Annotated in this window: 11 protein-coding genes; 6 read left to right on the forward strand and 5 right to left on the reverse strand. The window is 68.0% G+C overall.

What is annotated here, in order from left to right:
- Window positions 1–90: 90 nt before the first annotated feature.
- The 3 genes from MRBLMI13_RS01300 to MRBLMI13_RS01310 are packed head-to-tail and all read right to left on the reverse strand — an operon-like array spanning window position 91 to window position 3442.
- A complete protein-coding gene (locus MRBLMI13_RS01300) occupies window positions 91–1284 on the reverse strand; it encodes a DUF4350 domain-containing protein (RefSeq protein ID WP_367820980.1) in 1194 nt (397 codons plus the stop codon).
- Window positions 1281–1922, reverse strand: a complete 642-nt coding sequence (locus MRBLMI13_RS01305; RefSeq protein WP_042541930.1) for a DUF4129 domain-containing protein — start codon at window positions 1920–1922, stop codon at window positions 1281–1283. Before MRBLMI13_RS01305 ends, MRBLMI13_RS01300 begins: the two co-directional genes overlap by 4 nt.
- Complete coding sequence (locus MRBLMI13_RS01310; RefSeq protein WP_367820978.1) at window positions 1919–3442, reverse strand: glycerophosphoryl diester phosphodiesterase membrane domain-containing protein; 1524 nt, start codon at window positions 3440–3442, stop codon at window positions 1919–1921. Before MRBLMI13_RS01310 ends, MRBLMI13_RS01305 begins: the two co-directional genes overlap by 4 nt.
- 95 nt (window positions 3443–3537) lie before the next feature.
- Here MRBLMI13_RS01310 and mtrA point away from each other — a divergent pair, with 95 nt between their 5' ends.
- From mtrA to hpf, 5 genes are all read left to right on the forward strand, one after another.
- Entirely contained in the window at window positions 3538–4218 is a 681-nt protein-coding gene (gene mtrA / locus MRBLMI13_RS01315) for an MtrAB system response regulator MtrA (protein WP_056376242.1), read from the forward strand.
- Between the two features lie 7 nt (window positions 4219–4225).
- A complete protein-coding gene (gene mtrB, locus MRBLMI13_RS01320) occupies window positions 4226–5902 on the forward strand; it encodes an MtrAB system histidine kinase MtrB (protein WP_042541928.1) in 1677 nt (558 codons plus the stop codon).
- Window positions 5899–7617, forward strand: a complete 1719-nt coding sequence (locus MRBLMI13_RS01325) for an LpqB family beta-propeller domain-containing protein (RefSeq protein ID WP_367820975.1) — start codon at window positions 5899–5901, stop codon at window positions 7615–7617. The genes mtrB and MRBLMI13_RS01325 overlap by 4 nt, the downstream gene beginning before the upstream one ends.
- A gap of 109 nt (window positions 7618–7726) precedes the next feature.
- The gene (locus tag MRBLMI13_RS01330; RefSeq protein ID WP_367820973.1) at window positions 7727–8419 is read left to right on the forward strand and encodes a ComF family protein; all 693 of its coding nucleotides are present in this window, start codon (window positions 7727–7729) and stop codon (window positions 8417–8419) included.
- A 94-nt stretch (window positions 8420–8513) separates the two neighbouring features.
- A complete protein-coding gene (gene hpf, locus MRBLMI13_RS01335) occupies window positions 8514–9170 on the forward strand; it encodes a ribosome hibernation-promoting factor, HPF/YfiA family (protein WP_367820971.1) in 657 nt (218 codons plus the stop codon).
- A gap of 65 nt (window positions 9171–9235) precedes the next feature.
- Here hpf and MRBLMI13_RS01340 read toward each other — a convergent pair whose 3' ends face one another.
- Both MRBLMI13_RS01340 and MRBLMI13_RS01345 read right to left on the reverse strand, forming a co-directional pair.
- Entirely contained in the window at window positions 9236–10573 is a 1338-nt protein-coding gene (locus MRBLMI13_RS01340; RefSeq protein WP_079112592.1) for a hypothetical protein, read from the reverse strand.
- 63 nt (window positions 10574–10636) lie between these two features.
- On the reverse strand, window positions 10637–11239 hold the full coding sequence (locus MRBLMI13_RS01345) for a PadR family transcriptional regulator (RefSeq protein ID WP_367820969.1): 603 nt from the start codon (window positions 11237–11239) through the stop codon (window positions 10637–10639).
- 164 nt (window positions 11240–11403) lie between these two features.
- Between MRBLMI13_RS01345 and secA the strand changes: the two genes are divergently transcribed.
- Window positions 11404–14211, forward strand: coding sequence for a preprotein translocase subunit SecA (gene secA, locus MRBLMI13_RS01350; protein WP_056376507.1), 2808 nt, complete (start codon window positions 11404–11406; stop codon window positions 14209–14211).
- Window positions 14212–14229 lie beyond the last annotated feature (18 nt).

The following is a 14229-nucleotide window of genomic DNA, read 5'->3' on the forward strand; positions in this document are numbered from 1 at the left end:
CAGTTCGGCGTCGTTGAATGTCTCAGCGGTCACGTGGTGTCCTCGGCTTCCGTTCGGATGGATGGACGGCGGTTCGGTGGGTTCGGCGGATCATTCGGATCTCCGCTCCGTGAAGGAGGAGGCGTCGACCGCGCTCTCGAGCTCTTGCAGGCGCCGCGCGAGGTCGATCAGCGATGGATCATCGGCAGGCGTCGCACCCCCGAGCAGGTCGTGCAGAGATCCGCGGGGGATGCGCAGCCGATCGGCCGCGGCATCCGCGACCTCCTCGGCGCCCGCGGTCACGGCGAGTCCGAGCCTGCGCGCGAGCCGACGCCTGCTGCCGTCGCGGATCGCCTCGGCCGCATGCCCGGCGTCGCCTGCCTTCGCTGTCAAGCGCGCCCGTCCGTGCATCGTCTCCGAGGCGCGCACTGTCACCGGAAGAGTCTCGGCGACGAGAGGTCCGAAGCGCTGTCCGCGCCACAGCGCTGCTGCGACGCCGGCGATCATGAGCAGCAGGATGGCGGGCGTCACCCACCCGGGCGTGAGCGAGCCGAGCGTGTCGTCGGTCTCGCCTTCGATGTCGGTGTCGTCGAAGCTGGGCACGTACCAGACGACCCGATCGGTCTGACCGAGCAGAGCGAGTCCGAGGGCGGCGTTCCCGTCTTCCGCGAGGTAGGCGTTGCTGAAGAGACGCGCGCCCTCGACGACGGCGTGCGTCTTGCCGTCGGTCTCGTCGATGAGCACGGCCGCCGCGTCGCCCGCGCCGAAGCAGCCCTCCACGCCGTCGGCCGGCGTGAACAGCCGATCAGGGCGGATGGGGCCGACATCCGCGAACTCGGGGGCGCCGCAGTCGGCCGGCACCGGAGTCGAGTCCGGCGTGGCGTTCTCGCCGATGCGCAGAAGGGTCAGCAGATGAGTGCTGCTCGAGAGGAACACGACTCGCTGGGCCGGTTCGATCAGCTCGGAGATCCCGTCGTCGGAGAGCGTAAAGGGATTGGCCATCACGAGTGTGGCGTCGTCGTCGAGCGCAGCTCGTGCCTCGTTCCGCGAGCGAAACACCGAGACCTCGACGCCGTTGTCCTCCAGGATCCGGGCGATGGCCATGGCTCCGGAATCGCCTACGCTCTCCGGATCGAGTGAGCCGCGTTGATCGGGCATGCGCACGCCGACCTGTATCGCCACGAAGACGCCGCCGAGAACGAGCGCCACGACGATCGCCCACCCGAGCAGCGACCGCGATCGTCTGCCACGAGGCGCGCGTTCGGCCGTCGACGTCGGGGCATCGCGCTGCTCGACCACGCTCACGCGGGTACCGCCTCTGGGCGCAGCGCACTCAGACGGTCGTCGGTGGCCGCGAGCTCGGCATAGCGCTCAGCAGTCGCGGGATGCCGGAGGTAGCGCACGTCGTCGAAGGAGATCGCAGCCTGGCGCACCGGTGTCGTCTCCGCAGGGAACACGACCGAGACCTCGCGCGCGATCGCCTGCGCGGTCGCTCCCGGGGAGGGATCGATGAGGTCGCGCTCGAGGAGCCCTCGGGCGAGCGCGCGGAATCGCAGGATGGTCGCCTCGTCCCAGTCGCCTCCGCGTGCACAGCGATCGGCATCGGCTCGCAGCTGCGCGGCCGAGCGGTCGTCGTCCGCGCCGAGGAGGCCGGATCCGGGCCGACGGACAGCCTGGGCGCGGCGCGGGCGGCCCCAGATGATGAGCGCCGCCACGAGGGCGCCGAAGACGATGATGCTCACGATGATCAAGGCAGAGGGCCCCACGCTGGCGCCGTTGTCGGAGCTGAACAGGTCGGCGAGGAATCGTCCGATGTCACGCGCGACGAGGTCGAACCAGGTGGGCTTCGCATCGGCGTAGCGCGGATCGGAGAGCTCCTGCTCGGCCCATTGCCGCGCATCGTCTCCGTCGGGGACCCACACGTCGTCGAGCGAGCGGATCATGCAGGTCCTTCGCTGCCGGCTCCGGGCGCGGCCCAGGTGGATTCGTCGGGGGAAGCCGGCGAAGCCGCAGGAGCCGCAGGAGTCGGGGGAGCAGCAGGGGGCGAGTACGCGGGCGGCGCCGAGGCGCCCGCGGGCGACTGAGGCGGGGCAGGTGCGACCGCTCCCGGATACGGCGGCTGCGCCGGGTATGACTGCGCCGGGTATGACTGCGCCGGGTACTGCTGAGCGTAGGGCGGCCGCCCTGAGTACTGCTGCGCCGGGTAGGGCTGCGCCGGGTACTGCGGCCCCGGGTACTGCGGCCCCGGGTACTGCGGCGCCGGGTATTGCTGGGCGTAGGGCGGCTGCCCTGAGTACTGCTGTGCGGGGTATTGCTGTGCCGGGTACTGCGGCATCTCATAACCGGCAGCCGTCATCGTGGCCCATTCCGGGACCTGCTTCGGCGGCGGAGCGCTCGAGACGGCGCGTGCCGGATCGACGGCGAACGGATCGCCGAGCTGCTCGTCCGTCCATCCGAGATCGCGTCTCTCGACGTGACTGATCAGCGCCTGATCGAGACCCTCGTACCGCATCCGGCTGTCGAGATACACCAGGGTCCCGGCGGTGCTCTGCACCACGAGGGTGATGGCCTGCAGCACGAGCAGCAGGATCTGCGGGGCGAGGAGTGCGAAGACGAACCCCATGATCGCCGCGGTGTCGGCAGAGCCGGTCGGAGCGATGGTCGACCCGAGCATCGAGCTCACCAGTGAGACGGGCAGATTCACGAGCTGCATCGCCACACCCATGATGGCCCCGATGAGGAAGGTGACTCCCCAGGCGATCCAGAAACGACCGCGGGTGAGGCGCCACGAGCGCACGAGCGCATCGCGGAACTTCGCTCGCTCGAGCACGAGGATCGACGGCACGAGGAGCAGTTTGGTCGTAAGCCAGACCATGAGGGGGACGATGGCGAGCAGCAGGACCACGATGAGGATGACGATCCCGCCAATGGCTTCGACGGAACCGCCGAGCCCACTCGCGACGAAGCCGGCGATGATGACGAAGAGGATCACGATCACGCCGAAGACGAAGATGACGGAGAGCGACGCGAACGCCGCGAGCCGCCAGAACGACGGGATCATCTTGCGCCAGAGGGTCTTGAGGCTCGCCTTCACCCCGATCGCGGCGAAGCCGACCTCGGCTGCGACGACGCCCTGCATCAGGGCGGTGAAGGCGACGGATGCGAGGCCCACGGCGATGCCGGCGACGATGTTCATCGCGATGGTGCCTGCGAACACGGCTTCGAAGTCCGCAGAGGAGGGCGACAGCGACTCGAGTCGCGTGAACGTGGTGACGAACACGAAGCCCATCACCGTGGCGCTCAGCACGACGACCGCCAGCTGGATCACCACCCCGAAGCCGAAGAGGACCTTGGGGTTGTGCCGCAGCGCGACGAACGACTTGCTCAGCAGCATCCCGAATGTCAGCGGATGCAGGGGGATGATGCCCTTCTTCGGGGCAGGGGTCCACGTCTGGCCGCTCACCGGCACTCCCTCCGTCGTGCGCTCCCATCGTGTCACAAGACCCGTCGGCGCGTAGACATGGGGGCTGTGGTACTGAGTGCCATAAGGTAACAGTTATGACCTCACGCATTCTTGTGGTCGACGACGACACCGCGCTCGCCGAGATGATCGGCATCGTGCTGCGCACCGAGGGCTTCGAGCCGGTGTTCTGCGCCGACGGTGCGCGGGCGGTCGATGAATGGCGCACACAGCGTCCGGACCTCGTGCTGCTCGACCTGATGCTTCCAGGCATGGACGGCATCGAGATCTGCTCCCGGATCCGCGCCGAATCCGGCGTCCCTGTCATCATGCTCACCGCCCGCAGCGACACGGCAGACGTGGTGCGAGGGCTCGAGGTCGGAGCCGACGACTACATCGTCAAGCCCTTCAACCCGAAGGAGCTCGTCGCGCGCATCCGTACGCGGTTGAGGCCTACGTCGCAGAACGTGGGGGAGCAGCTGCGAGTGGGAGACCTCACCGTCGACGTCGATGCCCATGAGGTGCGCCGTGGCACGGCTCCCATCGCCCTGACGCCTCTGGAGTTCCAGCTGCTCGTCGCGCTGGCTTCGAAGCCGCAGCAGGTGTTCTCGCGAGAGATGCTGCTCGAGCAGGTCTGGGGCTATCACTACAAGGCCGACACACGCCTGGTGAACGTGCACGTGCAGCGCCTGCGGGCGAAGGTCGAGCTCGACCCGGACAACCCCAAGATCGTCATGACGGTGCGGGGCGTCGGCTACCGTGCCGGGGGCGCGGGCTAGGACCACGATGGCCGCGACCACAGCGACCACCACGGCGGTCGCTGTCATCCGCGACTGGCGTGGTTGGCCGACCGTCCTCCGGGCGCTGTGGCGCAGTTCCCTGCGGTTCCGAACGCTGACGATCACGCTTCTGCTGACGTCGACGGCGATCCTGATCACCTGCGTCACCATGGCGCTCGTGATCCAGAGCGATCTCTTCGAGTCGCGCAAGAACGAAGCGCTCGAAGATGCGGCGCGCTCGGTGAATCAGGCTCAGGCGACCCTCGACGCCACTGCGCTCGGCGACGATCCGGCCGCCCTCCCCGAACTCTGGGACAGCGTGCAGGAGGACCTGGGACGCAATTCGACGGCCGAGGGCCTCGCCGGATTCCGCATGGAGGTCGACCCGGACATCCCGCTCAACGGCTTCACCGCAGGGCTCAGCGACAACCTGATCAGCTCCGGCCTGAGAAACAGGGTGGTCGAGTTCGACGACTGGCAGTCGTGGCAGTCCGTGTCGCTCGAGGTCGGCGGTCGGGAAGTCCCAGGGATCATCGTCGGCCAGCAGCTGCGAGTGCCCGAGGCCGGTCCGTTCGCGATCTACTTCGCCTACGACCTGGCCGATGCCGACAACACCCTGCTGTTCGTGCAGCGCACCCTCTGGGTCGCCGGCATCGGCCTCGTCGCCATCGTCGCCGCGATCTCCTTCATCGTTCTCCGCACGGTGTCGACCCCCATCGTCGAGGCCGCCGAGACGAGCGCGCGACTGGCCTCGGGCGACCTCGGTGTCCGCATCGACGTGCACGGCGAAGACGAGATCGCCACGCTCGGACGCTCCTTCAACGCCATGGCCGACAGCATCGAGTCCCAGATCAAAGAACTGGGCGAGCTGTCGCTCGTGCAGCAGCGCTTCGTGTCGGATGTGTCGCACGAGTTGCGGACTCCGCTCACCACGATCCGTCTCGCGGCCGACATGCTGAACGACCAGCGGGGTGCCTTCGACCCGACGACCGCACGCACCACCGAACTCCTCCACACGCAGGTGCAGCGTTTCGAGACTCTGCTGTCGGACCTGCTCGAGATCAGTCGCTACGACGCGGGCTCCGTGCAGCTCGAACTCGAGGCCACGAGTCTCGCGCACCTCGCCGAGGACATCATCGAACAGATGCAGCCTCTCGCCGACGACCGGGGCAGCGAGCTGAGGCTCGTGGCACCGGGCGGGTACTCGCCGGTCGACATGGATCCGCGGCGAGTGCGCCGAGTGCTTCGCAACCTGATCGGCAACGCGATCGAGCACGGCGAGGGCAGGCCCATCGTGGTCACCGTCGACAGCAACCAGCACGCCGTGGCCGCCGGTGTCCGGGATTTCGGTCTCGGCATGGATCCGGCCGATGCGGAGCGGGTGTTCGACAGATTCTGGCGGGCGGACCCCTCTCGCCAGCGCACGCTGGGGGGCACGGGGCTCGGACTGTCGATCGCGCTCGGTGACGCGACTCTGCACGGTGGATCGCTCGATGTCTGGTCCGAGCTCGGGGTCGGCACGAACTTCGTGCTGACACTGCCTCGTCGGGGTGACGCGACGGAGGGCCCTTCGCCCATCCCCATCGAGCCTCAGGAGCGCCTCGGCGAACCCGGCGACGCCACGCAGCCGATCCAACTCGCCGACGTGCCGGCCGAGCTCTTCGATCGAGGGAGCATCGAATGACGGCCAGGACCCGACGCACGCTGCGCGGACTCGCTATCGCGACAGCTGCGCTTCTCCTGTCTGCGTGCACGGGCCTCCCGACGACCGGAGACGTGCAGAGGGGCAATCCGCTCGGGGCGTCTCCGGAGGGTCAGGACTTCCTTCCGCTCGCCTCAGATCCCGTCGACGGCGCAGGCCCGGAGGAGATCGTCGAGGGCTTCATGGAGGCGGCGATCACTCCCGCTGACAACTGGGACACCGCTCGCAGATTCCTCACCCCGGAACTCGCGTCGACCTGGCGTCCGAACACCGGGGTGTCGATCGACGTGAGCGCCGCGACGCGTTCGTTCGTCTCGAACGTCGAGGACGACAGCGAGGCGGAGGACGGAGACACCGCCGACGTGCGAGTCACCTTCGACCAGATAGCCAGCGTCGACGCGACCGGGGCGTACTCCGAGGCCTTCGGCGCCTCCAACTCCGCCTTCGTGGTCGAGCGCACGAAGGGCCAATGGCGGATCGCCGAGGCTCCGGACGGTGTGGTGATCGACGAGTCGAGGTTCGCGCGGGTCTATGACGACTACGCACTGCAGTACTTCGACCAGACCTGGGAGCGTCTCGTGCCCGACGTGCGCTGGTTCCCCAGACGCGCCACGGTCGCCACGACCATCGCGCAGTCGCTGATCGGCGGGGCACCGCGGCCGTGGCTCGACCCCGCGGTGCAGAGCGCGTTCCCACAGGAAGTGCAGCTCGCCCGCGACGCCGTTCCGATCGACCCGGATCAGATCGCCGATGTCGCACTGAACCGAGCGGCCCTCGGTCTCGACCCCACGACCCTCGCACGCATGCGCACGCAGCTTCAGGCCACCCTCGTCGCTGCGGGGGTGCAGATCGACCAGGTGCGTTTCACGGTCGACGGGCGGGCGTTGGAAGCCGGTGTCGTCGAGGTCGTGACCGATACGGCGGATGCAGGCAGTCTCGTGATCAAGGACGGGACGTTCGGGATGCTGGTGGGTGGCGAGATCACCCCGATCCCGGGTGTCACGGATCAGATCCTCAACGCGGGTCAGCCGGTCACAGCGATCGACGTGTCGGTCGACAGCTCTCGCGCGGCCGTGCAGCTGATCGACGGCCATGTGTGGCTCGCTGGAGACGGCGGCTTCGATGAACTGGATGCGCGCCCGTCGCTGGTGCGGCCGTCGCTGGACCCCTACGACTACACCTGGTCGGTGCCCTCGAATGCGCCTGCCGCTCTGCAGGCGATCGGCAGCGACGTCGCCCCGCAGACCATCGCGGGCGCGTGGCCCGAGGCGTCGACGGTCTCCGCCATCCGAGTCTCCGCCGATGGCGCCCGAGTGGCTGCAGTCGTCGTGATCGGAGGAGAACGCTGGATCGTCGTCTCCTCGGTGATCCGCGACGAGACGGGACTGCCCACCGAACTCGGCCCGACCGAGCCGATCGCGCAGCTCGACGGCAGCGCTGTGGGGCTCGTCTGGCTGGGGGCCGACCGTCTGGGCCTGCTGACCGACCCGGGCGACCGGATGGTCGTCACGCAGGTGGTCGGAGGGCCGGGCGAGACCGAGGTCGGCCCGACGGGCGCGGTGTCGATCGCGGGTGCGCGAGCCGCTACCGGCCTGCGGGTCCTCGGCGCCGAGGGTGCTGTGTTCGCGCGAACCGGGTCGGCGTGGAGCGAATCGGTCACGGGAGTCTCGCTGCTCGCCACCCGAGCAGGTCACTGAGCGCGACTGCCTCTACACGGCGGACCTGTGAGGGCTGAACACTCACAGCGGGCGGGTTCCGCACAGGTCTGCGGTCGAGAGGCCTCGGCCGGTGGGTCAGAATCGACGGATGCTCTCGCATCCGCTCGCCCGTGCCATCGGTGTCGAGGTGCTCGCTCTGCTGCTCGCAGCGACCTGCGCAGGCTGCGGTCGCCCTGAGACGATGCTGTGCGACGCGTGTCGAGAGGGCATCCGAGCAGCGCCCTTGATGCGACGCACGCCGAGCGGCCTGCTCGTCCGGGCCGCCATGCCGTTCGAGTCCATCGCGTCCCGGTGCATCCGCAGGCTCAAGGATGACGGCGAGACGATGCTCGCGCGCCCGCTCGGAGCGGCGTTGGGTGAGGTTCTCGCGGGCGTCGTCGATGCGCAGGCCGAGCTCGATGACCCGGTGCGCCTGGTGCCGATCCCCACGTCGCAGAGTGCGTTCCGACGACGGGGCTACCGGGTGCCCGATCTGCTGATCAGGCGGGCGGGTGCGGCGCCGGATCGCCTGCTCGTGCGGAGGGGGCGACGTGCGGATCAGCGCGGACTCGACTCGGCGAGCAGGGCGGAGAACGTGCGGGGGAGCATGCGATCACGACCGGCCATCGGGGGCGGGGCGATCGTGCTCGTGGACGACGTCGTGACCACGGGAGCGACTTTCGACGAAGCGGCTCGCACGCTGAGAGAGGCCGGCGCCCGGGTCGTCTCGGCGGTCGCGCTCGCCGCGACACCCCGTCTCGGCGAACGGAATGCGAACGCATCGGAGACACGCAGCAAATGACCCGTGACATCGGAGGTCAGGCGGACTACCGTTGGGGGTCACAAGGCGACCACGGTCCGCCCTTGGCCGGGAGGACCGGGACAAGGAGGCAGCAATGGAAACGAGCATCGTTGGCGTCGGGGTGGGTATCACCGACCGATTCCGCACCGTTGTCGAAGAGAAGATCGCCAAGATCCAGACGTTCGCGTCCCGTGCGCAGCGGCTGGATGTCAAAGTCACCCACCGGGTGTATCGCAACGGTCATGTGCCGGATGAGACCGTCGAGCTGACGCTCATCAGCAAGGGGCCCGTCGTTCGCGCCGAGGCCACGGACGGAGACAAGTTCGTCGCACTCGACATGGCCGTCGACAAGATGGCCGAACAGCTTCGTCGGGCCAAGGAGAAGCGAGTCGACGGACGCCAGCATCCGCGTGGGGCGCACTTCGAGAAGGAGAGCGGTGCGCTCGAGGGCATCGACGTCCAGCCGGCATCGGTGGAGGTCCTTCGCGCGGTCGCGACGGGCGCTTTGCCGATCCAGAACGACGACGACGAGGTCTACTCGCCGGTGGTCATCCGCACCAAGAACTTCGGCGCGGAATGGATGACCGTCGAAGAGGCCGTCGACCGGATGGAGCTGGTCGGGCACGACTTCTTCCTGTTCGTCGACGTGCGCACCGATCACCCGAGCGTCGTCTACCGACGCAAGGGCTGGGACTACGGTGTGATCGCGCTCGAGACGCAGGCTCCGCCCACTGAGGCACTCGCCTCCTGAGGCTGATACGACGACGGCCCGGCTCCAGAAGGAGTCGGGCCGTCGTCATGTGCTGAGGATGCGGGTCAGTCGAAGATTCCGTCGAGAATGCTCCCGATGACCAGGCCGCCCAGAATCCCGGAGGCGACGTCGCTGCCCCCGCCGCGTCGGCCGCCGCCGCTCCAGCCGCCTCCGCCCCAGCCGTCGCCGCCACCCCACCCCTGGTCCTGCGGTCGGGATGAATCGATGTCCCGCTGCGCGAGCTGCAGGGCTTCCGAGGCGAGGTGCGCGACGCGCCGAGCGCTGGCCAGCGCTTCATCGCGGGTCTCTTCCGCCGGAAGCAGGTCTGAGAGATCGACGCGCAGCCTCTCGGCCTCTGCGAGGCGAGTGCGGGCATCCGCACCGATCCAGCCCCTGTGCCCCGCGATGAGTCCGCGAGCGACGCCCAGCTGACGATCCGCGTCGTCGATCGCGTGCTGCACCTGCTGGATGCTGGGCAGCGGGTGCGCTTCACGGTGGCGGGCGGTGGCGATCGCGTCGTCGAGCGCGGTGTTCGCCTCGCGCAGCCGCGACAGTTCCGCGAAGGGGTCACCGGGTGAGCCTGCGGGCGACAGTGCGCTGAGTGCGTCCTGGAGGGCGGAGACCGCAGCGGTGACCGCCGGCACCTGCGGAGCGGTCCGGGCCGCGATGAGGTCACTGCGCGAGTCAGCGACGACCTCCGCGAGGGTCGACTCCGCGCGCAGCGCCTCGATCTCGAAGTCCTCGACGGCATCCAGCAGAGCGGAGGCGCGGCGCGTCGCCTCGGTCGCGGTCTCGAGGGCGAGGTTCGCCTCCTCGTTCTGCTTCGCGGCGCGTCGACGCTCCGACACGGCGGCGCCATGAGTGGCGAAGGCGATCAGCTGCTCGGCTTCCGCGGCGCTGGCCGCGATCTGGTGCATCGCCGAATCCGCGTATCGCGAGGAGAGACGGGCGACGGTCTCGTTGGTCTGCGGGATCCGCGCGCTCAGCGTCTCGGCATCGGCTCGCACCTGGGCGATGACCTCGGGCGCTCGACGCACCTTCGAGATCGATGTCGCGAGGTCCGACGTCTTCTCATCGAGCAGGTCCTGTGCCCAGTCGCACAGCTGCATGATCCGCGCGTTGCGGGTGCGGAGCTCCTCTGGAGTATCGGGGATCTCGTCGTGGTTGAGCTGGTGGAGCTGAAAAGCCTCGCGCAGGTGAGTGCGCACCGCGCTCAGCGCCTTCTTCAGATCCCGAGTCAGCTGCTCGCCGAGCTCGGCCTCCGCGAACGCCAACTCGTCGGAGGTGCTCCTGATGCGCTCGTCAGCGGAGACGAGTGCCTGCTCTGCGCGGCGAGCCAGGTCGGCGTCCTGTGCGGCCAGTTGTTCCTGCTCGCGCTTGCGTCTGCCCCATATTCCAGCCATAGGACTGATCCTAGTTTCCCGGGCGACGTCACTGGCTGTGCATACGCTTGAGGCGAACTGCGCTCAGGCGAGCGCCGCGACCTCTGTCCTCGACGGACGGCCGCGCTTCGGTCGCTCGGTCGTGAGCTCCAGAGCGAGCGCGTGCTGGGGATGCTGTGCGAGACGGGTCTGCACATGGTCGAGCCAGCGGAGCTCTGCCTCTGCGGTGAAGATCATCGAGTCGACGACGAGCGACCACGCGAGCCCTTGGGGACTGTCGTCCTCGCGTGACTCCCTCGCCGTGGTGAGTTGCTCGAGATGCTCTTCAGACGCCGCGCGCTGGGTCTCGATCACGCGAGTCGCATCCGCGCCGGGAAGCGTCGCCGCGACGGCCAGCTTGATCGCGAGCTCGTCGCGGGTGGCCTGGCTCCGCGCGACGGGGGAGGCCAGCCAACGGTCGACCTCGAACGACCCGGCGTCGGTGATCTCCCAGTACACGTGGCCCTGCAGATCGGCGGCTCCACGCTCGACGAGTCCGTCGCGCTCGAGGCGCTCGAGCGTGTTGTAGATCTGACCGACGTTGAGCGGCCAGACCGAGCCGGTGCGTCGGTCGAACTCGTGACGGAGCTGGTAGCCGTAGCACGGGCCCTGCGCGAGGATCGCGAGCAGACTCTGTCGGACCGACATGTGGACCTCCCGGTGTCGAGGAACAATATATACATACTCGGAAACGTCATGGCGACGCGCCATGCGGACGACGTCCAGGTCACGGACGGGTAACATGACAAGGTATGCCTGGCACGCGCCCGACAAGCGGCGCCGCCGGAACCATCGACAGGGAGATGACATCTGTGGCGAATCCTCTTGAGAAGCTGCTGCGCGCTGGAGAAGGGCGGGTCATCCGTCGCCTGAACCAGGTGGTCAAGGCCGTGAACGCGCTGGAAGAGGACATCTCCAAGCTCACGGACGACGAACTGCGCAACGAGACCGCCGAGCTGCGCGAGCGGTTCGCGAAGGGCGAGTCTCTCGACCAGCTCATGCCCGAGGCGTTCGCCGCGGTGCGTGAGGCGGCGAAGCGAACGCTCGGCATGCGTGCGTACGACGTGCAGATCATGGGTGGTGCCGCACTCCACCTCGGCAACATCGCCGAGATGAAGACCGGTGAGGGAAAGACCCTGGTCGCCACGTTCCCGGCCTACCTGAATGCGATCGCGGGCGAGGGCGTCCACGTGATCACGGTCAACGACTTCCTCGCGAGCTACCAGGCCGAGCTCATGGGCCGCGTGTACCGGGCACTCGGCATGTCGACGGGCATCATCGTCTCCGGTCAGACGCCGGCTGTCCGCCGCGAGCAGTACGCGTCGGACATCACCTACGGCACGAACAACGAGTTCGGCTTCGATTACCTTCGCGACAACATGGCGTGGCGCAAGGAAGACCTCGTCCAGCGTGAGCACTACTTCGCGATCGTCGACGAGGTCGACTCGATCCTCATCGACGAGGCTCGGACGCCGTTGATCATCTCAGGCCCCTCATCAGGTGAGGCCAACCGCTGGTTCGCCGAGTTCGCGAAGATCGCCCGCACCCTCGAAGCAGGCGTCGACTACGAGGTCGACGAGAAGAAGCGCACCGTCGGCGTGCTCGAACCCGGCATCGAGAAGGTCGAGGACTACCTCGGCATCGACAACCTCTACGAGTCCGCGAACACCCCCCTGATCTCGTTCCTCAACAACTCGATCAAGGCTCTCGCGCTCTTCAAGAAGGACACCGACTACGTCGTCATGAACGACGAGGTCATGATCGTCGACGAGCACACCGGCCGCATCCTGGTCGGCCGCCGCTACAACGAGGGCATCCATCAGGCCATCGAGGCGAAGGAGGCCGTGCCGGTCAAGGCCGAGAACCAGACTCTCGCCACCGTCACGCTGCAGAACTACTTCCGTCTCTACGACAAGCTCGCCGGCATGACCGGTACCGCCGAGACCGAGGCGGCCGAGTTCATGTCGACCTACAAGCTCGGCGTCATCCCGATCCCCACGAACCGGCCGATGATCCGCAAGGATCAGTCGGATCTGGTCTACAAGAACGAGACCGCCAAGTTCGCCCAGGTCGTCGAGGACATCGCCGAGCGCCACGCGAGCGGCCAGCCGGTGCTGGTCGGCACCGTCAGCGTGGAGAAGAGCGAGTACCTGTCGCGACTCCTCGCGAAGAAGGGCGTCAAGCACGAGGTCCTGAACGCGAAGAACCACGCGCGCGAGGCCGAGATCGTTGCACGCGCCGGACGACTCGGCGCCGTCACCGTCGCCACCAACATGGCTGGCCGTGGAACCGACATCATGCTCGGCGGCAACGCCGAGTTCCTCGCCGTGCAGGAACTCAAGGGCAAGGGGCTCGACCCGGTCGAGACGCCCGAGGAGTACGAGGTCGCGTGGGACGAGACCTACGAGTCGATGAAGGCGATCGTGGCAGAGGAGGCCGAGAAGGTCATCGAGGCCGGCGGCCTTTACGTCCTGGGCACCGAGCGCCACGAGTCGCGTCGGATCGACAATCAGCTGCGAGGCCGTTCCGGTCGTCAGGGCGACCCGGGTGAGAGCCGCTTCTACCTGAGCCTCACCGACGACCTGATGCGTCTGTTCCAGTCGGGGGCCGCCGAGGCGATCCTGGCTCGAACCAACTTCCCCGATGACGTCCCGATCGAGTCGGGTCTCGTGTCGCGGGCCATCCGCAGCGCCCAGTCGCAGGTCGAGTCCCGCAACGCCGAGATGCGAAAGAACGTCCTCAAGTACGACGACGTCCTGAATCGTCAGCGTGAGGCGATCTACGCCGACCGTCGCCACATCCTGCAGGGCGACGACATCGCCGACCGGGTGCAGCACTTCATAGAAGACGCGATCAGCGGCGTGGTGCGGGATCACACAGGCGAGGGGCACAACGAGAGCTGGGACTTCGACGCACTCTGGACGGAGCTCAAGACGCTCTACCCGGTCAGCGTGACGATCGACGAGGTCGTGTCCGAGGCCGCCGGCCGCAAGGGCGGTATCACTGCGGACGGTCTGACCCGCGAACTGCTCTCGGACGCGAAGATCGCCTACGAGACCCGCGAAGAGTCGCTCGGAGAAGCGGCCACCCGTGAGCTCGAGCGTCGTGTCGTGCTCCAGGTGCTCGACCGTCGCTGGCGCGATCACCTCTACGAGATGGACTATCTCAAAGACGGCATCGGTCTTCGCGCGATGGCGCAGCGCGACCCGCTCATCGAGTACCAGCGCGAGGGCTACGCGATGTTCCAGTCGATGATGGGTCAGATCAAGGAGGAGTCCGTCGGGTACCTCTACAACCTCGAGGTCGAGGTCCGCCGGGCGGGCGACTCGCAGACTGCCGAGGTCGAGGCCAAGGGCCTCGCCGAAGGCGGCGGAGACCAGCGCCTCGAGTACTCAGCGGCGAACGATGCCGGCGAGGTCGAGGTCCGAGACGACCGAGGACAGGTTCAGCAGGCTGCGACCGAGAAGCTCCGTCAGGCGGCTGCCGCGCGTCAGGCGCCGGCCGAGCCGGCCGAGGCCGAGGATGCTCCGCGCGGTGCGTTCGGCCAGCGCACGGAGGCCCCCGCAGCACCTGCCGGCAACCGTGAGCAGCGCCGGGCGCAGAGCAAGAAGAAGAAGTAGCCAGGAAGTTCGATGAGG

Source organism: Microbacterium sp. LMI13-1-1.1 (assembly GCF_040815625.1).
GTDB lineage: Bacteria > Actinomycetota > Actinomycetes > Actinomycetales > Microbacteriaceae > Microbacterium > Microbacterium forte.

What these genes read in the sequence shown, in the direction of transcription:
- MRBLMI13_RS01305 (WP_042541930.1), bottom strand. Translation starts at nt 1,922, where the DNA reads ATGATCCGCTCGCTCGACGACGTGTGGGTCCCCGACGGAGACGATGCG.
- mtrA (WP_056376242.1), top strand. Translation starts at nt 3,538, where the DNA reads ATGACCTCACGCATTCTTGTGGTCGACGACGACACCGCGCTCGCCGAG.
- mtrB (WP_042541928.1), top strand. Translation starts at nt 4,226, where the DNA reads ATGGCCGCGACCACAGCGACCACCACGGCGGTCGCTGTCATCCGCGAC.
- hpf (WP_367820971.1), top strand. Translation starts at nt 8,514, where the DNA reads ATGGAAACGAGCATCGTTGGCGTCGGGGTGGGTATCACCGACCGATTC.
- MRBLMI13_RS01345 (WP_367820969.1), bottom strand. Translation starts at nt 11,239, where the DNA reads ATGTCGGTCCGACAGAGTCTGCTCGCGATCCTCGCGCAGGGCCCGTGC.
- MRBLMI13_RS01340 (WP_079112592.1), bottom strand. Translation starts at nt 10,573, where the DNA reads ATGGCTGGAATATGGGGCAGACGCAAGCGCGAGCAGGAACAACTGGCC.
- MRBLMI13_RS01330 (WP_367820973.1), top strand. Translation starts at nt 7,727, where the DNA reads ATGCTCTCGCATCCGCTCGCCCGTGCCATCGGTGTCGAGGTGCTCGCT.
- MRBLMI13_RS01325 (WP_367820975.1), top strand. Translation starts at nt 5,899, where the DNA reads ATGACGGCCAGGACCCGACGCACGCTGCGCGGACTCGCTATCGCGACA.